Raw genomic sequence first — 25,366 nt, 5'->3', positions numbered from 1 at the left:
GTGCAGGAGGCTGAGGTCTGGGAGGCTGGGGCCGTGGAGGTTCGGGCCTGGGCGGCTGGGGCCTTGGAGGCTGAGGTCTGGGAGGCTGGGGCCTTGGAGGTTCGGGCCGTGGAGGCTGGGGCCTTGGAGGTTCGGGCCTTGGAGGCTGGGGCCTTGGAGGTTCGGGCCGTGGTGGCTGGGGTCTTGGCGGCTGAGGCCGGCCTGGCCTGTCAGGCATAAACGGAGGCGCAGGGCGTCCCATTCCTTCCTGGGCAGTGAATTCCATGGTATCCTCAGAATCATCAAAGACGGTATCGTCAAAATCTTCTAATATGGTGTCCTCAGCCTCTTCCAGGATATCGTCAACCTCATCAAAGACATCATCAGGGTAAGGTATGATAGGTTCTAATTCCTGTGAATACACCCACTCAACGGAGTCTTCTGCCTGGGGATGAGATTCAGAATAGGCAGTGGGATAGTAGTAAGGATCTTCCGTCAGCGAAGGGTTGTAAGTGTTGTTGTACATAAGGTTACCTTTCAAAGTATTCTTTGCCATATCTTATGCGGCAGAATGAGATTGGTGTGTGGCGGACAGGGATAACCTGTATGCACCGGCATTTTGATTTAGAACAGTACAAGGGATGAAATATAATGAAAATGTAACTGTTCAGACGGCGGGAGAATGAAATGAATAAATCCATGGGGAGTGGCAGAAGATATAAGGGAAATAAGGAGACAGAAAATGCAGTCAAACAGCAACACGGAAAATGAGATCCAAACAAATGAGATCCTGGACTACTATGCAGGTCTGCAAAACCGTTCCTCCCAGGAAATGATCGTGGAAATGCTGCGGGAACTCCAGGAAGTGAACGGTTGTATCGGTCCCGGACTCCGGGAAATGGCGGCGCAGGCAGCAGATGTAAAGGTATCCACCATACAGGCCATCATAAAGCGGATTCCCAGTTTAAAGGAATCCGCTTATAGGCATGAGATCGTCTTCTGCATCGGAAAAAACTGTGCAGCAAAGGGCAGTCTGGATGTCCTGCAGAAGCTAAAACAAAAGCTGGGAATCAACGGGGATGGGATATCCAGGGATGGGACCGTGTATCTGAAAACCAGGTCCTGCTTAAAGCATTGCCGTACGGCTCCCAATGTGATGGTGGACGGATGCCTCTGCTGCGGAAAAAGTGCGGAGGAGATCGCAAAACTGGTATCCGGTTAAATCAGGTGCTGCAATTACTTTAGGGCATGGATGATCCTCTTTTGTATGCCGGCAGGCAGGTGGGATCTTCCTTTTGCCCCCGCAAATGCAACCGTTCCCAGTTTTTTCATGCCGGAAGTCTTAAAAAATTCATTCATAGCCCGGATGGCCCCCCTGCTCTGGCCAAAGATCCATGAAAAAGGATAGGGAGTGTTACAGGCTGTCAAAAGCAGATAGCCCTGGCCGGGGGAAAGCCGGGGGCGGGGAAATGCAGCGGTTTCTTCCATGGCGGTTCCAAGGAGACGGTCAAACAGGTTCTTGACAACCGCTGGTACATTGGCCCAGTAAGTCGGGGCAGCCAGTACAACACGGTCGCAGGATTTGATAAGTCCGGCGATTTCCTGCAGGTCATCATGATGTACACAGATCCCGGTACCCATACACGCCCGGCAGCCCTGACAGTACCCGATCTGCTTCTCATACAGATGGATTACCGTGACCTCCCATCCATTTCCCATTGCTTCTTTTACGGCACAGTCTAACATGGATGCGGTTGAGCCGGTTTTATGGGGGCTTCCCAAAAGCGCGACCATTCTTTTTTTCATATCACACCATTCCTTTCAATCATCCGGTACAACTTATCAAATCCAAAATCCAAAAACTGCTGCTTTGACAATTGCATGGCTTTCTCAAGATAAAACTGTTTGTTTGAGGCAACCTGGACCAGGCCTGACAGCGCTGACCAGAATAAAAAAACAGTTTCCGGAACCGGCAGATCGGGCAGAAAGTCCCCGGTCTCCATCCCTTCACGTATAAATGAGGCAATGATTTCGATGATCTGTTCCCCGGCCTGGTAAATCTCCTTTTCCACCGGAAGAAAGTCACCGTGATCAAAATCCACATTGATCTCGCTCAGGGTAAAGGAAAAATACAGAGGATACTGTTCATGGTACTTCCACAGTGCGGTACATATGCTGTTGTACCTATCCCTTATGGTTCCCTGCCCTAAAGCGCTGTCGGAAAGGCTTTGACAGAGAAGTTTCATGCTTTTTAGGGCAAGATATCCCACGATTTCCTCCTTGTTTGCAAAATACACATACAGGGTTGCCTTGCTGTAGCCGGATTTTTTAGCAATGTCATCCATGGTGGCAGCCTGTATCCCTTTGTGCACGAACAAGTCTTCGGCGGCAGAGGCAATGGCCTCACGGTGCACATGCTCCGGTTCTTTTTTTCTTCGTCCCATCTTTTCCTCCCGGCGGGGATTTTCCATACAGTTAATTAATTAAACTAATAGTTTAATTAATTTTATCACAAACCTGCGCACAATACAAGCCAGATGACGCAATGTTACAGGAAAAATTTAGAATAACGTAAATAAATAGTAATATTGTGGAAGCAGCCATATGGTAATATTTAACCATATGCGGGATCATTAATTTTGCAGCAGGAGGTGGATGGATCATGTATATGGATTCGTTCTTTTGGGGAGGCGGGTTTGATATTCTGTTTTTCCTTATATTCACCATTATTATTGTAATGTTTGTGGTTGGAGCCGTTCGGGGGATCGGGCAGTGGAATAAAAACAACCATTCTCCCAGATTATCCGTGACAGCCCGGGTAACGGCAAAACGCACCAACGTGGTCCGCCGCCAGCATGCCAATGCAGGGGATATGACAGGAGCCCACGGATTCCATTCCTCCTCATCCACCAGTTATTATGTTACATTTGAGGTGGAAAGCGGTGACCGGATGGAACTGTCCGTGAGCGGTTCGGAATATGGGATGCTGGCAGAGGGAGATACCGGGACATTGAAGTTTCAGGGGACCAGGTATCTGGGGTTTGAGAGACATAATAGTTGAGGGACGGAAGGCAGGATCCGTAGAATTAACAGGCAGGACGTACAGGCAGAAGTAAAACAATCTGTCTGTACGTCCTGCTTTCTGTCATATATATTTCCCGATTCCATACAGGCAATGTAGAATATGGGATAAAAATGTGGTAAGCTAAGAGCGTACGTTCGGATTCTCCTCCACACCCATGGCTGCGGCTGATTTTTGGCCGGCTGCATACCCGGATGAGATTCAAAAGCTTCCCCCAACCGTATGCCGGGACGGAAGCTGTGTTGTGCATCCCTATGGAATTTGATGTCTGGGGGCATTATGCAAGACCTGACGTGCTTGAACTGAAGAGACATGAATAATACAGCTGGCTAAGCGGGGAGGTGTATGGTCATGCCGGCATATTTTAATTTGAGTATCCAGTTTCAGAGAGAGGACCTCTATCCCTTGTTTGTAACGGATTTTCATACGGCTTTGGAAAAGGCCGGCCTTATATTTAAAAGCGGTTACTGGAATTCGGAGGATAACAGCTTTGCGGAGATAGCCGCCTTTAACCAGAGGCTGTTGGAGCAGGATTTTAAACTGGGGTTCACGGAAACATATCTTCATAATTACAAGCAGATCTTGTTTGATTACAGGGGATTTTCCCATGTCAGGGGATTTTGGATGAACCGTTATCCGGAAGACGGACAGTTCAGTTTTGAAATCATCATCCCTGAAAGTGAAGTGCTGAAAGCGGAAGGACCCTGTTCCTTTATAGGTGACAGGGTACAGGATGTGGTCGAATGTGCAGGGGAAATCTGGAAATTTGATCCGGTAAAGGCTATTCAGACAGGCCTTGAAGCAGATGATGCCAGTGTGGGGCTTACAGCCATAGAGCAGGGGAAGGTCCCTAAGACCATACCCTTTGCCATTGTGGACCGAAGGCTTGCAGAGCATATGGATCTTTCGGAATACACAAAAGAACAGATAGGAACGTCCGGCATCCTGATTCAGGATTTTCACCGGTGGGATTATTAGGAGGAAAGTGGGGAAGTGGAGGAGAACAGGGAAAAGGAAGTCATGGAGGTGTCGCTTCAGGCAGGTCATCTGCTGCTGGAAAATGGAGCCGAGATCTCCCGGGTGGAAGAAACCATGGACCGGATCTGCAACTATTATGGTGTCCGTTCCGGAAATGCATTTGTGCTTTCCAATGGTATATTTACAACGGTAGGGGACAGGAACGAGTCGTTTTTTGCAAAGGTGGAGCACATTCCGGTCAGCGGAACCCATCTGGACCGTGTGGCGGCTGTAAACCAGCTTTCCAGAGAGATAGAGGAAGGAAGATATACCATAAAAGAAGTGGGGGAAAGGCTGGAGGATATAAAAAGAATGCCGGGTAAGACCCGGCTTATGCAGGTGATGGCATCCGGCTGCGGAAGTGCCGCATTCTGCTATCTGTTTGGAGGGAGTCCCTGGGACAGCACTGTTGCACTTTTAGCAGGGCTGGCCCTGTATCTGTATGTGCTGTATGTCAGCGGCCCTCATCTGTCCAAGATCGTGGCAAATATCAGCGGCGGGGCACTGGTCACCATCCTGTGCAGCGCCATGTATCTTCTGGGGGTGGGGCAGCATCTCAACTATATGGTGATCGGCTCCATCATGCCGCTGATACCCGGAGTGCCCTTTACCAATGCCATCAGGGATATTGCCAATGGTGATTATATATCAGGATCGGTCCGTATGCTGGACGCCCTTTTGGTGTTTTTCTGCATTGCCATAGGTGTGGGCGTGGGATTCACCGTGATCGGATGGCTGAAGGGGGGTACGCTGCTATGATACTGCAGATTTGTGTTGCCATGGTGGGGACGGTGTCGTTTTCTCTTCTGTTTGGAGTCCCAAGGGTATTCTACCCATGGTGCGGGGCCATTGGAGGAGCCGGATGGGCCGTATATGTGCTGACAACATCCGGCGGCTGCGGACCGGCGGGGGCATCCTTTATTGCCACGGTGGTGGTGATTTTCCTGTCCAGGTCCGCCGCTGTGCGAAACAGGTGTCCGGTTACCATTTTCCTTGTATCAGGCATCTTCCCTCTGGTGCCCGGGGCAGGTATTTACTGGACCGCGTACTATCTGGTGACAGAACAGCTCCGCCTGGCCGTATATACGGGATATGAGGCGGTGAAGGTGGCGGTTGCCATTGTGCTGGGGATTGTATTTGTGTTTGAACTGCCCCAGGGAATGTTTCGGTGGGCGGCAAAAAAGGGATATCATGTCTGATGTCCCTTTTTTATAAGTCCCTTTTTATAAGACAGGAATTTTAATCTTGACGTATCTATATTCAGATGCTACCCTCAGTGGACAAGGGGATCTTATACACATGATTTCAAACGGCGTTCTGCCAATGATGATCAAACGGGCTGGCAAAGGCGCAGTTGGTTCAATGGGCCCCGGAGGGCGGTCCGCTGATTACCAGCGGGCCGCATATTTATTCAGCATAAAGGCCGGATAATAGGACTCCTTTGCCTTTCTCAGGTTTTCCATGCCCATATCTTCTTCCCGGTTGATATAGCGAAGCCCCGGATGGGTCTTAAGAAGATGGCGGACAAATTCCCGGTTGATCATCTGGTATGTGCCGTGGACTGAGATGTCGGCTTTTTCAAACCTTACATCAAACCCGTTCCTGCCAACAGGCTCCCCCAGTGTAAATGCCAGCAGACGGTCCCCGCCATAGATGACGCCGCCTTCCAGCCCCAGCTGGTCGTAATGCTTAAAGGCTGTCAGAATGGCTTCTTTTTCCGCCTCGGCCATACCGCCTTCCTGCCCACTGTGATCTTCTTCCCAGCTGTTTAGCAGATCAAGGCAGGATTTGGCATGTTCTTTGCCGAGCTGTTCAAAGCGCCAGTCCGGGCACTCCTGTTCAAACCGGTTGCAGTGGTTGCGCTTATTGTGCAGTTTTTTGCCGCCCAGCCCTGCAAGGACTTCTGCTTCGTAAATATAATCCGCACTGCTGCGAACCTCCTCAAAGGTGAACTGGGCCGGGAACTCTTTTTCCAGGCGGTTTTTCTGCTCTTCGGTCATGCCCCTGATCAAAAGGGGCTGTCCCTGCTGTTCTGACAACCGTTTCATCTGAAGGATTGCCGGTTTGAGGGGACCGCTGCCCGATGGAAAGGAAAAGAACAGCCCCTCCTTTGTGCTATACTTTGGGATCATCCTGTTGTCGATCCTGGCTGCCGTCATTCCATATGCGCTGCCCCAAAGAAAGAAGGTCCCAAAGCATCCATCGGATGCCAGACTGTCTTCCGCTGCCAGAATGGGAGCAGCCCAGGTGCGGTCATGTATGGTCAGTTTCCTGAATTCCAAAGGACTGGTATGGATGATGCTGGGAATATTCAGTTCCCATTCCTTAGAAAGAGCCGTATTTCCTGAAACCGTGTATTGTCTGCTTTGTGTGTCGTGCATGTCCGCCTGTGTCGTGGTGTGCTTTTTAGATTGTACTGTATTCATAAATCTCCTTTTTAGTGTTAATACTGGAATCGTCTGCTTTATGGTCCATTGACTTTTCCATTACAACATATTATAATTTTAACAGTACCATTATAAAAAGCAAGTACGAACATTCAGGTGAGATACTAACTTTAAAGTTAGATACTAAACTAAAAGTTATATACTTACCTAGAGGAGAGTGTGAAATGGAAAAATGCCGTATATCCCAGGCATGTCTGGGAGACACTGGTTTCAGCTATACCCTGTCTCTGATCAATGGAAAATATAAGATGACGATCCTCTACACTTTAATGGAATTTGGTGTGGTGCGCTTTAATGAGATGAAAAAGTATATTGGTGAGATATCATATAAGACACTGAGCGTCACCCTGAAGGAACTGGAGAGCGACCAGCTGGTACACAGGGAGGAGTATCCCCAGATCCCGCCGAAAGTGGAATACAGCCTGACAGAGCGGGGAAGGTCACTGATCCCCATTCTGGATATGATGTGTGCATGGGGGGATAAGCACCGTCTGCCCTCCCGGAGAACGGGTGAATCTGAAGCCTGAGATGTGAAAAAAGGGGTTGACAGATAGGGAATTACCGAATAAACTGGTAAAGGATATATAAATTTGGACCCGGTATCCAATGTACACGTCCGATACAATTACAACAGGGAGCTTGTAGCGCAGGCTGAGAGGAAGTAATCGAACTTCGACCTATTATACCTGATTTGGATAATGCCAACGTAGGGAAATATGGAACATACAGGAATCGCGCGGAATATGCGAGGTTGCTGTACAGCATGAGTGATTCATGGCCCATTCCTTAACGGAGCGGGCCATTTTTATTTTCCACAAAAGAAAATAAGGAGGAGAATCATGAACTACACAACGCAGATGGATGCAGCCAGAAGGGGCATCCAGACAAAGGAATTAAAAAAGGTGGCTGAAAAGGAGAAGTTTGATATTGCAGAGCTGATGAAGCTGGTGGCGGAAGGCAAAGTGGCCATTCCCGCCAATAAACGCCACCAATGCCTGGAGGCAAATGGGATCGGCTCCATGCTGAAAACAAAGATCAATGTAAATCTGGGCACATCCAGGGACTGCATGGATCTCAACATGGAACTGGAAAAGGTAAATGACGCAGTGCGGATGGGGGCAGAGTCTATTATGGATCTCAGTTCCTTTGGGGATACCCGTACCTTCAGGAAGAAACTGACCAGGGAATGCCCGGCCATGATCGGCACGGTCCCCATCTATGATGCGGTGGTATATTACCATAAGCCCTTAAAGGATATCACATCCCGGGAATGGATCGATATTGTAAAAATGCATGCGGAGGACGGCGTGGATTTCCAGACCATCCATATTGGGATCAACAGGAGAACGGCAGATCGGTTTAAGAAGGCGAAGCGTCTGACTAATATCGTGTCCAGGGGAGGTTCCATCATCTTTGCATGGATGGAGATGACCGGACAGGAGAATCCCTTTTATGAGCATTTTGACGAGATACTGGATATCTGCCAGGAATATGATGTGACCCTGAGCCTGGGAGACGCCTGTCGTCCGGGATGTATCGCTGATGCCTCGGACATTTCACAGATAGAGGAACTGGTAACGCTGGGTGAGCTTACACAGAGGGCGTGGGATAAGAATGTTCAGATTATAATCGAAGGACCGGGACATATGCCGTTAAACCAGATCGAGGCCAATATGAAGATACAGCAGACCATCTGCAAGGGAGCGCCGTTCTATGTACTGGGCCCCCTGGTAACAGATATTGCCCCTGGATATGACCATATAACAGCAGCCATTGGGGGAGCCCTGGCAGCGGCCAGCGGCGCATCCTTTCTCTGCTATGTGACTCCGGCAGAGCACTTGAGGCTGCCGGATGTAAATGATGTAAAGGAGGGAATCATTGCATCCAGGATCGCGGCCCATGCGGCGGATATTGCAAAGGGGATCAAGGGGGCTGCCCAGTGGGATCATGAGATGAGCACTGCCCGCAAGAATCTGGACTGGGAGCGGATGTTTGAATTGTCCCTGGATCCTGAAAAGGCCAGGAGCTACAGGGAATCCGCAAAACCGGAAAAGGAAGATACATGCTCCATGTGCGGCAATTTTTGCGCGGTTAAAAATATGAACCGGATACTCAATGGTGAGATTGTCAGTATATTTGATGAATGATGATCATTTTACATAAGAAAAAGGACTTGACATTGCAGGAATTATTATATAGAATTAAAACCAGAGAAAAACTTAGAAAAGAAAACTTATGTGACTAGGGAGTCACGAAGTGAGTATGTTACTGGTATGCAGGCAGAACTCAGATTACACTGAAAATTTTTATTTTCCGTGTAGTTTGAGTTTTTTTTTCTGGAAAGGAGGATCTATTGTGAAGATAAGTCAGATTTTAAATAACAATGTTGCAGTGGTAAAAAAAGGGGGCAGTGAGCTGATCGTCTACTCCAAGGGCATATCATTCAGAAAAAAGGCTGGCCAGTCGATAGGGGAAGAGGAAATCGAAAAAACATATGTTTTGGATTCCAATGATATGCTGGAGCATTTCAGTTACCTGCTTGCCAATACAGATGAAGAGTATCTGAACATTGCCAACAATGTCATTGCTTTTGGCGAGATCCTGCTGGGGCAGAAGGCAAATGATTATTTATATCTGACTTTATTGGACCATATTGACTTTGCCCTGAAAAGGGCGGGAAAAGGGCAGTTTATCCGCAGCCCCCTGACATGGGAGGTGAAGAAATTCTACCCGAAACATTTCCAGATCGGCCTGCATGCCCTGAATCTGATGAACCAGCGCTTTGACGTGGGATTTCCTGAGGATGAGGCGGTTTCCATTGCCCTTCATTTTGTCAATCTCCAGTCAGAGGGACACGATCTGAAGGAGACCATAGAGGCCATGCAGGTGTTAAAAGATATCCTGTCCATCATACAATACCATTACAGCCTGCGCCTGGACGAGTCGTCAGTGAATTATATGCGGCTCATTACCCATCTGCAGTATTTTATCCAGCGGCTTCAGACCGGACAGGTATTTGAGGACAATGACAAGGCGTTGAATTCCCAGGTGAGGGTCCTGTACCCAAGAGCCTATGAGTGTGCGGTGAAGATCAGGGCGTACATTAAAGACAGTTTTAAAATGGAACTTACAATTGATGAGGAAACATATCTGATCCTGCATATACACAGGGTCGCGGACAGAAATGAAAAAAAGGAGTAAAAGCCATGAAATATCAGGCATTAAATGAATCGATCATCCGCTTAGTGGGCGGAAAAAATAATATCAGCGCAGTGGTGCACTGCATGACAAGGCTTCGTTTTACACTGAAGGACCGGAGCCTGGCGAAAACAGATGAGATCAAGGCTTTGGATGGGGTGATTGACGTGGTATCCAATGATGTGGCATATCAGATCATCATCGGAACCCAGGTATCGGAGGTACACGAGGAGCTGACCGCCATGCTGGGACTTGGCAGTGAGACCGGGGATCCGCAGCCCAAAGGAAAGAAGAATCCCTTTAAGGCGGCCCTGGACCTGGTGTCGGAATCCATGACACCTTTGCTGGAGCCCATTATCGCAGCGGGCATGCTGGCAGGACTGCTGTCCCTGGTAGCCCTGACAGGGCTGGTATCAGCGGACAGTCCAACCTATATTGTGCTGGATTCCATCAGGGGAGCCGTGTTCTTTTTCCTCCCCATTTTTATGGCCATGGCATGTGCCAAGCGTCTGAACGCCAGCCCGTATCTGGCCGTGGCATTGGCGGCAACCCTGCTGTCCTCCTCCATTAACGGGGTGGAAGGGCTCGGTGTGTTTGGAATCCCCCTTCCTGCCATTACCTATTCCAGTTCCTTTATTCCCATCCTGCTGGCCGTATGGTTTATGGGATATGTGCAGGCGTTTCTGAAAAAGGTCATCCCTAATCTGCTGCAGTATTTTCTGATCCCGGTACTGACCCTGGTGATCACCCTCCCTGTTACCCTAATGTTTTTTGGCCCTATCGGGACCTGGATCGGGGAGGGGATCAGCTTTGTATGCACCTTCCTGGCCAATACGCTGGGCAACTGGAGTGTGGTGGCCTTCTATGCGGCCATCCAGCCGTTCCTGATCATGATGGGAGCCGGAAACTTTATCATGCCCGTGGTCATGGCATTCCTGGCTGAAATGGGTTATGACCCCCTGTTCCTGGCAGCCTGCACCATTTCCGATATTGCTGTGGGCGGCGCCATGTTCGGATACTTCCTCCGGGCAAAGGATCCAAAACAGAAAGAACTGTTTGGTACGGTCAGCTTTTCCGCGATCTTAGGCTGCACAGAGCCGGCCGTGTTCGGTGTGTTTGTAAAATACCGCCGTCCGTTCCTGGCCGTTATATTCGGCGGAGGTCTGGGAGGACTGTTTGCAGGCCTTATGCAGGTAAAAACATATACCATGGCATGGGGACTGGCCGGACTTCCCTCCTATATCGGGGTAAATGATTTTAACAATTTCTATTACATGATAGCGGCCGTGCTCATCGGATTCGTGGCAGCGGCCATTGCGGGATTTGTTCTGTGCGCGCCCGGGGGGGAGACGGAGAAAGAGCGTACAGTCAGCCCGGATGCAGCTCCTGTACCGGCGGATACCAGCGGGCTTCAGAAGGAACTTCTGAGCACTGTGGCGGAAGGAACCGTGGTTCTGCTTTCACAGGTAAATGACAAGGCATTTTCCAGCGGCGCCATGGGAAAGGGGATCGGAATCAAGCCGGCAGCCGATCAGGTCTACGCTCCTGTAAGCGGACAGGTGGTATGCCTGTTCCCCACCAAACACGCTATTGGGATCAAAAGCGATTCCGGCGTGGAGCTGCTGGTCCATATCGGGATCGATACGGTCCAGCTGGACGGTAAATATTTTACCGCCCATGTGGAGCAGGGGCAGCGTGTGGAGCGGGGACAGCTTCTGGTGGAAGCGGACATGAAGGCCATTGAGGCAGAAGGGTATGATACCACTGTCATGGTCATTATCACCAACACGGCCCAGTTCCTGGATGTGATCCCCACTACGGCTGAGAATATCCATCTGGATGAAGAGTGCCTCAGTGTTGTGTTTTAGAACGTAAAGGAGCTGATAAGGATGAGAAAAGACTTTTTATGGGGAGGCAGTATAGCGGCCCATCAGTGTGAGGGCGCTTGGCAGGAGGGCGGAAAGGGAACCGCTATTATGGATCTGGTGACCAGCGGCTCCCATGAAGTTCCAAGGGAAATCTGTACGGAGATAGAGGAGGGAAAGTATTATCCCTCCCACAGGGGAATTGATTTTTACCATCGGTACAGGGAGGACATTGGTCTCTTTGCCCAGATGGGGTTTAAGACACTGCGGATCTCTGTGGACTGGTCCAGGATCTATCCCATGGGTGACGAGGAACAGCCCAATGAGGAGGGGATCCGGTACTACAGGTCCGTGGTGGATGAACTGCGCGCGCAGGGGATCGAACCCATGGTTACCCTGTATCACTTTGAAATGCCTTATCATCTGGTGACGGAATATGGTTCCTGGACCAACAGGAAAGTGATTGACTTTTATCTGAAGTACTGTGAGACCATGTTCCGTGCACTGAAGGGAAAGGTCAGGTACTGGGTCACGTTTAATGAGATGAACCATATTGATCCGGCCACAGAGGCATCGGATATTTTCACTTATATCATTGCGGGCCTTAAGTTTTCACAGATGGAAGAACCTGCCAGGACCTTGGCCGCGGTGGGATATAATATGACAGCGGCAGGGGTGAAGGCAGTGGAACTGGGCCACAGGGTGGACCCGGATAACCAGATCGGATGTGTGTTCGGCCTTCAACCCGTGTACGCCTATAACTGTAAACCGGAGAATGCGTTCCAGGCATTTAAGGAAATGTACCGGGATTTTTATCAGGTGGACGCCATGTGCAACGGATATTTCCCCAGGTATAAGCTGAAGGAATACGAAAAAATGGGCATTGTACCGGAGGGTGTAGAGGAGGATGAGGAAGCATTTAAACAGGGCGTCATTGACTTTATCGGCGTCAATTACTACTCCTCCAGCGTGGGCCATCATGATGGGGAAGAGGGGGAGGAGACCCTGTTTGGGGGTGTGCAGAACCCATACCTGGAGCAGAGCAGGTGGGGGTGGTCCATTGATCCCAAGGGACTGCGCTATCTGCTGAACGCAGTGTACAAAAAGTACGGGAAACCCCTGATCGTTACGGAGAACGGTCTGGGCGCGGTGGATATCCTGAGTGAGGACAAGACCGTGGATGACAGCTACCGCATTGAGTACCTGAGGCTTCACCTGGAGCAGCTGAAACTGGCGGTTGAGGAGGATGATGTGGAATGCTTCGGATACCTTATGTGGGGGCCTATTGATTTGGTTTCCGCCACCACAGGGGAGATGAAAAAGCGGTATGGTTTTATCTACGTGGATCAGGAGGATGACGGAAGCGGTACCGGGGAGCGGTATAAGAAGAAATCATTTGACTGGTTCCGTCATGTGATTGAGACCAATGGGGAAGAATTGGGACAGGAATAAGTCCGGATAGAAAAATTATAGTGGAAAGAATATCGCAAAAAGGGTTCCGGACAAAATTGCCGGAACCCTTTCCTTGTTGTGTGTATCATTCAGTATGTGTATCATTCACTTAAATCAATCCTCCGTATTGCAGGAACAGAGGGGCGAAAACAAGGGACACAATGGTCATCAGTTTGATCAGGATATTGATGGAAGGTCCTGAGGTATCCTTAAATGGATCGCCTACCGTGTCACCTACTACAGCTGCCTTGTGGGCCGTGCTTCCCTTTCCGCCGTGGTTGCCCTCCTCTATGTATTTCTTTGCATTGTCCCAGGCTCCGCCGGAGTTGGACATAAAGATTGCCATGAGGACGCCGGTGACAAGGGAACCGGTGAGAAGACCGCCCAGGGCATCCGGTCCCAGGATAATTCCGGTGGCCAGGGGCGCCAGCACTGCCATAAGTCCCGGCAGGAACATTTCCCTGAGGGCAGCCGTGGTGGAGATGGACACGCAGGAAGCGTAGTCGGGGCGGGCATTTCCCTGAAGGATCTGCGGATTCTCACGGAACTGGCGGCGCACCTCCTCGATCATCTGGTGAGCTGCCTTGGATACGGATTCCATGGTCATGGCAGAGAAGAGGAAGGTGAGCATCCCGCCGATGAAAAGGCCCACAATGACATGGGCATTGAGGATATCAATGGTGGTGAGCTTAACTGCCTCGGCATAGGATACGAACAGGGCCAGTGCGGTGAGGGCAGCGGAGCCAATGGCAAAGCCCTTGCCGATGGCAGCCGTGGTGTTTCCCACGGAGTCAAGCTTATCGGTGATCTCACGGACGGATTTGTCCAGTCCGGCCATTTCCGCTATACCTCCCGCATTGTCTGCAATGGGTCCGTAAGCATCGATGGCAACTGTTATTCCGGTGGTTGACAGCATACCCACTGCGGCCAGGGCAATTCCGTAAAGTCCCATAAGGCGGTTGGAGATCAGGATGCCGATACATACCAGAAGGATGGGAACAGCGGTGGACTGCATACCCACTGCCAGGCCGCTGATAATGGTGGTGGCGGAACCTGTCTCAGACTGGCCGGCCACTTTTTTTACAAACCGGTAATCCCCTGACGTATAGATCTCAGTGACAAATCCAATGAGCACACCCACAAACAGGCCGGTGATCACGGTCAGGGCAGCCAGGTAATTGCCGAAAAAGGTGCGGCTCAGCGCCAGTGCAGCGATAACAACCAGTGCGGTAGCGCTGTATTCCCCTGTCTTTAGTGCCTTGTGGGGATCCGTGCCCCCGATGGCCTTGACAAGCAGGGTTCCTATGATAGAAGCCGCAATGCCGCATGCGGAGAGCAGCAGTGGGAAAATGATGCCGGATTCCTGATAGAATACAAGGCCCAGGGTCAGTGCGGAGATCAGGGAACCCACATAGGATTCAAACAGGTCAGCGCCCATTCCTGCCACATCACCAACATTGTCGCCCACGTTGTCGGCGATCACGGCCGGGTTGCGGGGATCATCCTCTGGGATGCCTGCTTCCACTTTTCCCACCAGGTCAGCGCCCACATCCGCGGCTTTGGTATAGATGCCTCCTCCCACACGGGCAAAAAGGGCGATGGAGGATGCTCCCAGGCTGAAGCCGGAGAGGACGGACACGTCCCGTGTGATCATATAGAGGGCTCCAACCCCCATCAGTCCAAGGCCGACCACAGCCATTCCCATGACACTGCCGCCTGAAAATGCAAGTGCCAGGGCGCTGCGCATGCCTGAGGTGCGGGCCGCATTGGCGGTACGGCAGTTGGCGCGGATGGCAGCGCTCATTCCAAGATAGCCGGCTGCTGTGGAAAAGAAACTTCCCACCAGGAAGCATCCTGCAGTGACCCAGCTGCCTGTTCCAAAGCCGATGACAATAAACAACAATGCAACAAAGACAATAAGTATACGGTACTCTGAGGTGAGAAAAGCCCTTGCGCCTTCTGCAATGGCGTCAGCGATCTCCCTCATTTTCTGGTTTCCGGGATCCTGCTTGATAACATGCAGCCTTAACATGATGGCAAACAGAAGCCCCAGCAGTCCTATGATGGGGACTATAAGTAACATTTGATTCATAATACCCTCCTATTTTTTGGTTAAAATAAATCCCTCCTAAATGGATTGTAACAAACTTCCAGGAGTTTATCAACAAAAATTTTTAGAATAACTAAAAGATTTTGCACATTTTTAAGTACAGGAAGGACTGTTCACAAAATGGATATTGCTGTAAATGGGATTTTAGTATATGATTAAGAGATAAGAACACGAACATGTGGGAAACGGCAGGTGGAAACGGTGAAGTGGAATATTGCTCCGGAAACAATATCATTGGTTATCCTGGGAATCATATGGGTATATTCCCGAAAAGGCAGCCATATTCCGAGCCTGAAGAACAGGATGTTCCAGGGATGCCTGACCATCACCTTTGCGGCCATGACAAGCAACATCCTGTCCACCTTTATGCTGTACCGTTACATCCCCTCACCCCTGTGGCTGACCTGGGCGGTTACCACGGTCTATTTTATACTGACTCCTTTAATGGGCCTGATCTATTATCTTTATGTGGTCTCCATCATATATGAGGAGCGCCCCAGGTTAAGGCAGATGATCCTGGCCGGAAGTATTCCCGCAGTCCTTTATACCATGCTGGTATTGTCCAATTCGTTTACAGGATGTATGTTTGCCATAAACAGCGACCAGGGATATGTGAGAGGCGGCTGCATTTTCCTGACCTATCTGATTTTTTACGCATACTGTATTGCATGTATTGTGGTGGCGGTCAGGAACCGGCATAAGATTGACCGGCAGATCTTCCATATCCTGGCGGCTTTTCCGGTGCTGGCCGTGCTGGTCATCCTGTTCCAGCAGCTGTATCCTGATATCATCCTGTCAGGCTCCGCCGCCACATGTGCGCTTCTGATCATCTACCTACATTTGCAGAACAAACAGATATCCATGGATTACCTGACCGGTGTACCCAACCGCCAGGAGCTTTTGAATATGCTGGACCTGATGTTTAAGAAATATCCGGACAAGGAATTTACCCTGATGGTGGTGTCGATCCGGGATTTCCGTCAGGTCAATAACATATGCGGGCAGCACAGCGGGGACGAGTTTCTTAAATCGGTGTGCCGGTTCCTGTGTGAGATCGGTCCCCGGGAAAATGTCTACCGGTACAGCGGGGATGAGTTTGCCCTGCTGTTCACGGACGGGGATGGGGAGCGCATCCGCCGGTGCGTGGGTGAGATACAGGAACGCATGGCTAAGCCATGGCAAAACCGGGATTATCAGTTTATCCTGCCGGTGGCCATAGGCATTGTCAGGCGGTCCGAGTATGTGAACACGCTGGAGAAAGCGGTGAGCGCCATTGAGTATGCTGTTTACCAGGCCAAAACCGGAAAATATGGGGAGGTCCTATACTGCGACCGCAGTATGCTGGGAAAACTGGAGCGGAGAAAACAGATCATCCAGATCTTGAAGGATCAGCTGGCCGGCGGGGATGTGGAGATGTACTATCAGCCCATCTATTGTGTGGATTCAGGGAAATTCATGTATGCAGAATCCCTTATGAGGATGAACAACACTCCCATCGGCCCGGTGTATCCCTCGGAATTTATCCCCATTGCTGAGGAGACAGGCCTTATCATTGAACTGACCTATCTGATCCTGGACAAGGTATGTAAATACATCAACCGCCTCCGGGCACAGGGGCTTCCCATTGAAGCCATCCATGTGAATTTCTCGGCCATCCAGTTTTCACAGCCGGACCTGACCGCAAAGGTACTGGATATCATACAGCGCAACGGGACCCCTATGTCCATGGTCAAGCTGGAATTTACAGAGAGCACCCTGGCGGAGAACCCCCAGGTGGTGACGGATTTTGCCATTGAGATGAAACGCCACGGCATCATAATGGGTCTGGATGATTTTGGGACAGGATACTCCAATATTGCCACTGTTATCAGCATTCCCTTTGGAACCATAAAGCTGGATAAAAGCCTTGTGTGGGCATCCATGGACAATCAGACATCGGCCCTGGCGGTAAAGCATCTGGTGGAAACCTTTAAGGACCTTGGGATGGCCGTGGTGGCGGAGGGGGTGGAGACCGAGGAGCAGAGGCAGCTGGTGATCGATTTTGGGGTGGAGCAGATACAGGGGTATTATTACTCAAAACCATTGTCACAGCAGGGGATGGAAGAATTTCTGCGGAAAAACGAAGGATATTTATAGCGGAGGTTCTTTGTAACAGAGTTTTTTATAATGGATGAATCTTGATCACGGGGAAATGCGGTTCACAGGGAACTGCAGGATGCCGCCGGTACCATTGTGTGCCGGCGGCATTTTCGTATGGTGACCGCACTCTTGTATTCCGGCGAATTCCCTGTATGCTGGCGGCAGTCCAGCCGCCAGACCCGCCTCCGGGCACTCCGGCTTCCGGACTGCTTTTTGTGGTTTGTTTTTTCAACATTTTAGGTTTGTATTCTGTGTTTCAGCCCGGCCCTGTTTTTACTATAATGACATCAACAGGTGTACTCTCTGAGACTCCGAGCGTACACAACAGCAGAAGGGAGGTAATAAAGTGTCATATTTTAACGAGATAACATTAGGGGTGTGTTATTATCCGGAACACTGGAAAGAGGAATTATGGCCGGAGGATCTAAGGCGTATGAGGGATGCCGGGATAACAATGATCCGGATCGGGGAGTTTGCCTGGAACAAATTTGAGAACCAGGAAGGGGTATTTGATTTCAGCTTTTTTGACCGTTTCCTGGATGTGGTCCGGGCAACGGATATCAAGGTTATCTTCTGTACCCCCACGGCGACCCCGCCGGCATGGCTTACGCTAAAATATCCTGAGGTGCTGGCCGTGGACCTGGATGGCAGGAAACAGTATCATGGGGCAAGAAGACATTACAATTATAATTCCCCCATATACAGGGAGAAGACCAGGATCATCACGGAACAGCTGGCCAGACACTATGGGGAACACAAATGCATCATCGGATGGCAGATTGATAATGAATTAAACTGTGTCACCAATGAGTTTTATTCCGAATCCGACCATGAAGCCTTCCGCACATTTTTACAGGAACGGTACGGCACCCTGGAGCAGCTGAACAGCGCGTGGGGAACCGTGTTTTGGAACCAGACTTATACGGAATGGGAGCAGGTGTACCTGCCGCGCCACACACAGAGGGATACCTGTAATCCCCATCTCAGGCTGGATGCCGTCCGGTTTTTCTCGGAAAGCTGTATCTCCTATTGCAGATTACAGTATGAGATCCTGAAACAATACCTGCCGGACCATGTGTTTGTCACAACCAACGGATTGTTCGGACACGTGGATTATAACAGGATGGTCAATGAGGCGCTGGATTTCATTACATATGACAGCTATCCTGAGTTCGGGTTAATGGAGGGAGCCGATCATCTGAAGGACAGAAAGTGGAGCATGAACTTGGCCAGGGCACGGGGGACCGGAAAGGGATTCGGTATCATGGAACAGCAGTCAGGCCCCGGAGGATGGTATAATTTCAGGGTGGCGCCCTCGGCAAAGCCCGGCCAGATCCGGCTGTGGACCTTCCAGTCCATTGCCAACGGCGCTGATTTTGTAAGTTACTTCCGCTGGAGGACCTGTTCCTTTGGGACGGAGATATACTGGCATGGGATCCTGGGCTATGACAATCTGGACAACCGGAGGCTGGAGGAGATCAGGAACCTGTCCAAGGATATAAAGAAAATAAGCGGCATGGCGGGAAGCAGATATCAGGCAAAGGCAGCTATCCTGTATGATTATGATAATGAATGGGATGGGGAAACGGATGTGTGGCATGGACCCTTAAGAAGATACTCCCACCTTGGACTTTTCCAGGCGCTTCAGGAGGAACATATCCCCTTTGATTATGTCACCGTCACCCCGGAAATGGATGTACACACCCTGCAGCAGTATGAAGTGGTATTTGCACCCCACATGACCATAGTAAATCCAGCCCTGGTACAGGTGATCAGGGAATATGTGGAAGGCGGGGGCAAGTTCATTACTGGCGCCAGGACGGGATATAAGGATATGAACGGAAGGTGTCCCATGGAGATCATGCCCATCCGGATGACGGATCTGTTTGGGATCCATATCCTGGATTTTACAGCTGTTATGCCGGATTCCACGGACCAGTATGCCCAGATGGACGGGCAGAAGATTTACATGCCGCTGTTTCATGATATACTGACACCTGTGGATGAGGCATGTGAAATAGTTGCAACCTACTGTTCCGGTTATTACCAGGGAAGTCCGGCCATTGTCAGGAAACGTACCGGCGCAGGTGAAGCATATTACTTTGGGGCTGCCTTTGACTGCAAGACTGTAAAAACCCTGCTTCGGTCAGCCGGGGTCAGCAGCGGCCTGAGCTGTTGGGCCAGCGTGCCGGAATGGTGTGAGACCGCTGTCAGGGAAGGGGACCGGGGAGCCTGCCTGTTCATACTGAATTATGAAGATAAGTGGACGGAGATCCAGCTGAGAAGGACAATGAAAAATGTGCTGACCGGAAATGAAGAAAGCGGGACGATCAAACTGGAGCCCTTTGGGGTTCTTGTATATGAGATATAAGGGAGGATGGGGAACTATGAAACGAAGATTAGGTATAGGGTTATCAGTTCTTATGGCAATGGGTATTTTGGCGGGCTGCGGCAGTTCAGCGGCGGCCGATGGAGACAGCGGGGCGGTCAGCAAGGCCAAGACAAAAACAGAGGATGTGGTGGAGATGACCATGACCACACTAAACGGGGGCACCAATGATGTGTTTGCAGAGGCCATCCAGAGAGAAGTGGATAAGTTTAATGAAAGCAATGAGTATAATGTAAGGATCAAGCTGGAGTGTTACTCCAATGACAATTATAAGACAAAGCTCACCACCTTGATGGCGTCCAATGCCCAGCCGGATATCTTTTTTACATGGGAGTCCGGATTCCTTCAGCCCTTTGTGGACGGTGACAAGGTATATCCCGTAGGGGACATCCTTGTAAATGATGAGGAGTGGTATGGGGCGTATCCGGACAAAAGCGTGTTTGGTCCCCTTACATTCGGGGATGAGATATGGGCGGTGCCGAATTCCAAGCAGGTCGTGGTAGTGGCTTATAACAATAAGCTGTTTCAGGATGCGGGTACCAAAGTCCCCGCCACATACAGCGAATTCCTGGAAACGTGTGAAGCGCTGAAACAGGCCGGGATCAGCCCGTTAGCCATCCCCTGCGGGGAAGCGTGGTACGGAGGACAGATGCTTCAGCAGCTGTGTAATGTACTGGGGGGCGAGGAGTTTTACAATTACACCATCAGCGATGAGGTGCAGTGGAACCACAAGACGTTTGTGGAAGCGGGAACGCTTCTGAAACAGATAATGGACCAGGGATATCTGGTGGACGGATTTTTAGGAATGTCCCCAAGTGAAGGGTTTGAATTATTTAACAACGGTGATGTGGCCATGTTCATGTGCATCACATCAGGGGTTAACAAGCTGGATGTCCCGGAGAACCCCTACTACAATGATATTGATTTCTTTCTCCTGCCTTCCGATAACCCGGATTACAACGGTGTGAATGTAGGTTCCATCGGACAGACCTACGCCATCAGCAGCCAGGCGGAGAACCCCGGGGCAGCGGCAGCGTTTTTAAAGCAGATGACACTGGGGGATTACCAGCAGGTACTGACGGACAATGCCCAGATAACAGCAACCAATGTACAGGTAAACCTGGATAATCTCAGCGAGATGACGGTCCGGTCCAGGAAAATGTTTGACCAGATGAAGGTTTATACGCCCTGGCTGGACAGGATTTACGGGGCAGGTGAGGGCGTGGAGTTTAATAATGCATCGGTTTCTATTTTAGGCGGCACAGATCCACAGGAGGCAATGGACAATTTACAGCAGTTTGCCATTGATAATGCAAATAATTAATGAGCCCACAGGAGTGCTGCTTTTGCGGCACTCCCTGTTTATACAAGGAGGGTGTGTATGAATAAGGTATTGAGTAATAAGAAAACAATTGCAATATTTATATTGCCGGCATTTCTGCTTTATGGGGTATTTGTCCTGATACCCATCATCTATAACATATATCTGAGCATGTTTCAGACGGATCTGATGGGAAAAAAGAATTTTGTGCTTTTCCGCAATTACATGAATCTTTTAAATGACAAGATATTCCTGAAAGCCCTAAAAAATAACGGAATGCTTGTGGTTGGTTCACTCCTTGCCCATTTGCCCCTGGCGCTGCTGTTCGGAAATTTTATCTTTATTAAGATCAGGGGAAGCCGGTTTTTTCAGTCTGTATTCTTTCTTCCCTCTGTTATCTGCGGAGCCGGTGTGGGACTTCTGTTTAATATGATATATAATTCGGAATTCGGCCTCCTCAACACATTCCTGGATCTGATCCGCCTAAGCGGTCTTAAACACGCATGGCTCAGCGAGGAGAAGACGGTAATGCTTGCCCTCATTATTGTGGTGATGTGGAAGTATGTGGGATACCATATGGTCATACAGCTGGCGGCCATGAAATCCATACCCGACAGTCTGTTTGAGGCTGCCAGGATTGACGGGGCCACCACCTGGCAGCAGTTTACCAAGATCACATATCCACTGATCAAGCATGTGATCAAGATCGATGTGGTGCTGATCATCACAGGCTCCCTGAAATACTTTGATCTGGTGTGGACCATGACAAAGGGGGGACCCAACCATGCCAGTGAGGTGATGGCAACCTATATGTATTATCAGGGATTTAGGACCATGAAATTCGGTTATGCCAGCGCCATCGGCCTGGTGCTCCTGGTGCTGTGCATGCTGGTGATATGGGGCGTCAACCGTCTGATCCGGACTGAGAAGCTGGAATATTAGAGAGGAGACCGACTATGAAGAGAAACATATTTCGTCTGGCCGCATTCCTGGTCATGGCAATATTTGCAGTGTGCTGCCTGTATCCCATCATCTGGCTGATGATCAATTCCTTTAAGACAAATAAGGAGCTGTTTTATAATACATGGGGCCTGCCGGAAACCATGCAGCTGGATAACTATGCAAGGGCTATTTCCAAAGGAAATATTGGAAGCAGCTATATAAGTTCCGTGCTGATCACATCCGCATCAGTATTTCTTACCGTGTTCTTTGGAGCCATGGTTTCCTATGGAATCACCAGGCTGCGGTTTCCAGGCGTTGATATGGTGAGGGGCCTGTTTTCCATGGGAATGAGTATCCCGGCCTATGCGGTCATCATCCCTATGTTTGCAATGTTTAACCAGATGAAGCTGTTGGATTCCTTTACATCCGTTATCATTGCCCATGTTGTATTTGCTTTTCCCATTACGATCTATATCCTTACAGGTTTTTTTATGACCATTCCCAGTGAATTGGAGGAGGCTTTTATCATGGATGGGTGTACAATCCTGAAAGGATATTATAAAATAATATTACCCATTGCAAAACCCTCCATTGCAACGGTGTCTGTCATCAACTTTATCACGGTCTGGAATGATCTTTTGTTCCCGCAGATTTTCCTGACAACCATGTCAAAGATGCCTTTGCCCGTCATATTGACCCAGTTTGCGGATCTTGATTCCGTGGACTATTCAGGTATGCTGGCAGCTGTTGTCATGACGGTAATTCCAACCATTGCAGTCTACATCGTTTTACATGATAAGATCATTGAGGGTATGACAGCCGGAGCAGTGAAAGGGTGACGGAATTAGACTATGGATCCATATAAGCTTTTAATTGCAGATGATGAGCCCCATATACGGGCGGGGATCAGTGCCCTGGACTGGGAGAGTATCGGTGTCCGGGTCTGCGGAATCGCCAATAACGGAAAGGAAGCCATTGACATGGCTTCTTTGTGCATGCCGGATATCATTCTCACTGATATAAGGATGCCCATAACGGACGGACTGGAAATGGCGGAGCAGATCCTGGCCCGCAACAGTGATTGTATGATCATTTTTCTCAGCGGTTATGAGGATTTTGAGTATGTAAAGCGGGCCCTGAAAATGGGGGCATGTGATTATATCCTAAAGCCAGCGGCGCCCGGAGAGATACTTAACTGCTGCAGGGAGGCGCTTAAGCAGCTCAGGGACAAACGGGAGCATATACAGGCATATCAGGACTTAAGGTCCATGGTGGCCCGGAATGAGGACGGCAGGGAAGAAGGTAAGGAGACCCGGGAACATCATGGGGATTTAAGGGAGAGCAGGATAAACAGTAAGGAGATACGGTTTTATATTGAGAACAATTATGGGAAAGATCTATCTTTAAACGACTTGTCGGAGTTGTTTCATTTTAATTCCATCTACATTAACAGGATACTGAAAAAGGACACGGGCTATACGTTCCTTGAGATCCTTAACAATAAGAGAATGGCCGTGTCACTGAGGCTTTTGGAGGAGACGGACCTGAAGGTGAGCCGGATAGCGGAACAGGTGGGGATTCCGGACCAGCGTTATTTCAGCACCATGTTTAAAAAATATTATGGCTGTTCCCCCAAGCAATATAAACAGAACATGAAACGGAAGGGCATATGAAAAAACACAGGCGGAGGCGGTTCCAGCGAAAACTGAAGTATAAGTATATGGCCGCGTGCATCGGTATAAGCCTGTTCCTGGTCCTCATACTGACAGGCAGTTATTACGGATATTTTAACAAGCTGTTTGTGACCCAGACCCAGGATTATGTATTTAATATGGCGGAACAGTCAAAGGACAGCCTTGAACTTACCATGCGCCAGATCGACAGTGTGATCCTCAGCATCCAGAGCGAGACCATGGTCCAGGAGTTCCTGACAAAGATAGACAAAGGGACATATGGGGCTTATGAGGAATATCTGGCCAGGGAAAAGGTACGCCAGGGAATCTATGCGGATATCATGTGGGAGGATTCCGTGGTCAATGTTTATCTGGAATCAGACCAGGGATATTCTGAAGTGTGGGAAAAGTCAGGGGGCGGCGTCATATGGAATAAGCAGAAAAAGGAACAGATCTATGGGGGAAAGGGCAGGACCGTATGGCTGGGGGTGGATGAATCCGGTAAGTTCATGCAGGCCGGGGCCCAGATCAACAGCACAAAAAATTTAAAGCCCCTGGGTTTTGTAATGATACAGATGCCCGTGGAGGACTTTGAGAACCAGATCAACAAGTATTCCTTTATACGGAATGGGCTGACCATGATCATCAGCCGGTCGGAGGGGGTGATCGTGACCACGGATCCGGCGTTGTCCGCTGACGGACTTGACACATTGGGCCGGCGGTTTATGTCCGGCCATGTCAGGGAGGATGTGTATTCCGTTGACTTTGGGGGAGAGAAGTATTATGCGGTGATATCAGATCTGAGGTACAATGACTGGAGGCTGATCACGCTGATACCAAAGATGAATTACAGTGAGGTTTTATATGAACTGAGATTTTATATTTTTGCAGTAGTCATGGTGGTTCTGTTTGTCTCCTTTATCATTATACTGATCCTGGCGGAGCGGTTTACGAAAAACATCAAGGAGCTCCAGGGAGCTATGGAACGGTTTGGGGAAGGGGACTTTAACGTCATTTGCGCGGTCCACTCCGATGACGAGGTGGGGCAGCTGTCCCAGCATTTTAACATGATGGTGTACAATATCAATGATCTCATTGACAGGGTCTATAATGAGACTATGCTGCGTCAGGAAGCGGAACTCAAGTCACTGAGGATGCAGATCAATCCTCATTTCCTTTACAATACCCTGGACATGATGAGCTGGATCTCCCGGAACAGAGGTGTTCCGGAGGTGGGGGAGGTGGCGGTTTCGCTGGGTAATATCCTACGGTATACGATCAACGGGTCTGACTTTGCCACCATTGGGGAAGAACTGGAACATATCAGGAATTACTTTATGATACAGCACTGTAGGTATGGAGACCGGATCCATTTTAACATTGATGTTCCCCGGGAGGTTCTGGACATCCAGATCCCCAAACTGCTGATCCAGCCTTTGATCGAGAATGCAGTGGTACATGGGGTGGAGAACCTGGAAGCGGACGGGGTTGTGACCTTAAAGGCAGACTTAGACCGGCAAAACCTTTACATCTCTGTTATTGATAACGGGGTGGGGATGAGCCAGGAAAAGATAGACGCCATACTCAATGATGACAACGGCATTCCTCTGGAAGTCAGGGAATCCATTGGCCTTAAAAACGTAAACAGGAGACTTAAGATCCGCTACGGGGAATTTCACGGGCTCAGGATGCGCAGTGTCCTGGGAAAAGGGACAGAGGTTAAGATGTGCATACCATACCTGTCGTGATACA

General features: G+C 49.7%; 22 protein-coding genes and 1 riboswitch. Of the genes, 18 read left to right on the top strand and 4 right to left on the bottom strand.

Annotated elements, in window-relative coordinates; translation table 11 throughout:
* The coding region (locus CLFS41_RS29980) for a hypothetical protein (protein ID WP_161797471.1) at positions 1–219 on the top strand (219 nt) is incomplete at its 5' end.
* 502 nt (positions 220–721) lie between these two features.
* On the top strand, positions 722–1,201 hold the full coding sequence (locus tag CLFS41_RS02020) for an NAD(P)H-dependent oxidoreductase subunit E (RefSeq protein ID WP_007858968.1): 480 nt from the start codon (positions 722–724) through the stop codon (positions 1,199–1,201).
* A gap of 14 nt (positions 1,202–1,215) precedes the next feature.
* On the opposite strand, the gene CLFS41_RS02015 is transcribed toward CLFS41_RS02020, so the two are convergent.
* Positions 1,216–1,785 carry a flavodoxin family protein gene (locus CLFS41_RS02015; RefSeq protein ID WP_045091303.1) on the bottom strand — a complete coding sequence of 190 codons (570 nt, stop codon included), beginning with the start codon at positions 1,783–1,785 and terminating at the stop codon, positions 1,216–1,218.
* Positions 1,782–2,423, bottom strand: coding sequence for a TetR/AcrR family transcriptional regulator (locus CLFS41_RS02010; protein WP_007858964.1), 642 nt, complete (start codon positions 2,421–2,423; stop codon positions 1,782–1,784). Before CLFS41_RS02010 ends, CLFS41_RS02015 begins: the two co-directional genes overlap by 4 nt.
* A 218-nt stretch (positions 2,424–2,641) precedes the next feature.
* Here CLFS41_RS02010 and CLFS41_RS02005 point away from each other — a divergent pair, with 218 nt between their 5' ends.
* The 4 genes from CLFS41_RS02005 to CLFS41_RS01990 all read left to right on the top strand — a co-directional run bounded on the left by CLFS41_RS02005 (position 2,642) and on the right by CLFS41_RS01990 (position 5,277).
* Positions 2,642–3,040, top strand: a complete 399-nt coding sequence (locus CLFS41_RS02005) for a DUF2500 domain-containing protein (RefSeq protein WP_007858962.1) — start codon at positions 2,642–2,644, stop codon at positions 3,038–3,040.
* 372 nt (positions 3,041–3,412) lie between these two features.
* Positions 3,413–4,039 (top strand): hypothetical protein, encoded by a 627-nt coding sequence (locus CLFS41_RS02000; protein WP_045091302.1) that lies wholly within the window; start codon positions 3,413–3,415, stop codon positions 4,037–4,039.
* A gap of 15 nt (positions 4,040–4,054) precedes the next feature.
* The gene (locus CLFS41_RS01995) at positions 4,055–4,837 is read left to right on the top strand and encodes a threonine/serine exporter family protein (protein ID WP_007858958.1); all 783 of its coding nucleotides are present in this window, start codon (positions 4,055–4,057) and stop codon (positions 4,835–4,837) included.
* The gene (locus CLFS41_RS01990) at positions 4,834–5,277 is read left to right on the top strand and encodes a threonine/serine exporter family protein (RefSeq protein ID WP_007858956.1); all 444 of its coding nucleotides are present in this window, start codon (positions 4,834–4,836) and stop codon (positions 5,275–5,277) included. The genes CLFS41_RS01995 and CLFS41_RS01990 overlap by 4 nt, the downstream gene beginning before the upstream one ends.
* A 189-nt stretch (positions 5,278–5,466) precedes the next feature.
* Here the strand turns inward: CLFS41_RS01990 and CLFS41_RS01985 are convergent, their stop codons facing one another.
* Positions 5,467–6,504: a phosphatidylglycerol lysyltransferase domain-containing protein gene (locus tag CLFS41_RS01985; protein ID WP_007858954.1), complete on the bottom strand. Its 1,038-nt coding sequence runs from the start codon at positions 6,502–6,504 to the stop codon at positions 5,467–5,469.
* Between the two features lie 185 nt (positions 6,505–6,689).
* Between CLFS41_RS01985 and CLFS41_RS01980 the strand changes: the two genes are divergently transcribed.
* The 5 genes from CLFS41_RS01980 (at position 6,690) to CLFS41_RS01960 (ending at position 13,040) form a co-directional block, all read left to right on the top strand.
* Entirely contained in the window at positions 6,690–7,052 is a 363-nt protein-coding gene (locus CLFS41_RS01980) for a helix-turn-helix domain-containing protein (RefSeq protein WP_045091301.1), read from the top strand.
* A gap of 94 nt (positions 7,053–7,146) precedes the next feature.
* Positions 7,147–7,256: riboswitch (TPP riboswitch) on the top strand.
* 108 nt (positions 7,257–7,364) lie between these two features.
* Complete coding sequence (gene thiC, locus CLFS41_RS01975) at positions 7,365–8,672, top strand: phosphomethylpyrimidine synthase ThiC (protein WP_007858949.1); 1,308 nt, start codon at positions 7,365–7,367, stop codon at positions 8,670–8,672.
* 208 nt (positions 8,673–8,880) lie between these two features.
* A complete protein-coding gene (locus CLFS41_RS01970) occupies positions 8,881–9,726 on the top strand; it encodes a PRD domain-containing protein (RefSeq protein ID WP_045091300.1) in 846 nt (281 codons plus the stop codon).
* Between the two features lie 5 nt (positions 9,727–9,731).
* Positions 9,732–11,591, top strand: coding sequence for a beta-glucoside-specific PTS transporter subunit IIABC (locus CLFS41_RS01965; protein ID WP_045091299.1), 1,860 nt, complete (start codon positions 9,732–9,734; stop codon positions 11,589–11,591).
* Between the two features lie 21 nt (positions 11,592–11,612).
* A complete protein-coding gene (locus CLFS41_RS01960) occupies positions 11,613–13,040 on the top strand; it encodes a family 1 glycosylhydrolase (protein WP_082082474.1) in 1,428 nt (475 codons plus the stop codon).
* Positions 13,041–13,149: 109 nt separating this feature from the next.
* On the opposite strand, the gene CLFS41_RS01955 is transcribed toward CLFS41_RS01960, so the two are convergent.
* A complete protein-coding gene (locus CLFS41_RS01955) occupies positions 13,150–15,132 on the bottom strand; it encodes a sodium-translocating pyrophosphatase (RefSeq protein ID WP_007858945.1) in 1,983 nt (660 codons plus the stop codon).
* Positions 15,133–15,351: 219 nt separating this feature from the next.
* Between CLFS41_RS01955 and CLFS41_RS01950 the strand changes: the two genes are divergently transcribed.
* The 7 genes from CLFS41_RS01950 to CLFS41_RS01920 all read left to right on the top strand — a co-directional run bounded on the left by CLFS41_RS01950 (position 15,352) and on the right by CLFS41_RS01920 (position 25,362).
* A complete protein-coding gene (locus tag CLFS41_RS01950) occupies positions 15,352–17,286 on the top strand; it encodes a GGDEF domain-containing phosphodiesterase (protein ID WP_007858944.1) in 1,935 nt (644 codons plus the stop codon).
* A 349-nt stretch (positions 17,287–17,635) separates the two neighbouring features.
* Positions 17,636–19,660 carry a beta-galactosidase gene (locus tag CLFS41_RS01945; RefSeq protein ID WP_045091297.1) on the top strand — a complete coding sequence of 675 codons (2,025 nt, stop codon included), beginning with the start codon at positions 17,636–17,638 and terminating at the stop codon, positions 19,658–19,660.
* 16 nt (positions 19,661–19,676) lie between these two features.
* Positions 19,677–21,002, top strand: coding sequence for an extracellular solute-binding protein (locus CLFS41_RS01940; RefSeq protein WP_045091296.1), 1,326 nt, complete (start codon positions 19,677–19,679; stop codon positions 21,000–21,002).
* Between the two features lie 57 nt (positions 21,003–21,059).
* The gene (locus CLFS41_RS01935) at positions 21,060–21,941 is read left to right on the top strand and encodes a sugar ABC transporter permease (protein ID WP_007858934.1); all 882 of its coding nucleotides are present in this window, start codon (positions 21,060–21,062) and stop codon (positions 21,939–21,941) included.
* Between the two features lie 14 nt (positions 21,942–21,955).
* The gene (locus tag CLFS41_RS01930; RefSeq protein ID WP_007858932.1) at positions 21,956–22,780 is read left to right on the top strand and encodes a carbohydrate ABC transporter permease; all 825 of its coding nucleotides are present in this window, start codon (positions 21,956–21,958) and stop codon (positions 22,778–22,780) included.
* A 12-nt stretch (positions 22,781–22,792) separates the two neighbouring features.
* Positions 22,793–23,614 (top strand): response regulator, encoded by an 822-nt coding sequence (locus CLFS41_RS01925; RefSeq protein ID WP_007858930.1) that lies wholly within the window; start codon positions 22,793–22,795, stop codon positions 23,612–23,614.
* On the top strand, positions 23,611–25,362 hold the full coding sequence (locus CLFS41_RS01920) for a histidine kinase (protein WP_045091295.1): 1,752 nt from the start codon (positions 23,611–23,613) through the stop codon (positions 25,360–25,362). The genes CLFS41_RS01925 and CLFS41_RS01920 overlap by 4 nt, the downstream gene beginning before the upstream one ends.
* Positions 25,363–25,366 lie beyond the last annotated feature (4 nt).

This window comes from Clostridium sp. FS41 (genome assembly GCF_000954015.1).
GTDB classification, from domain to species: domain Bacteria; phylum Bacillota; class Clostridia; order Lachnospirales; family Lachnospiraceae; genus Enterocloster; species Enterocloster citroniae.
This window is presented reverse-complemented; position numbering and strand designations above follow the sequence as displayed.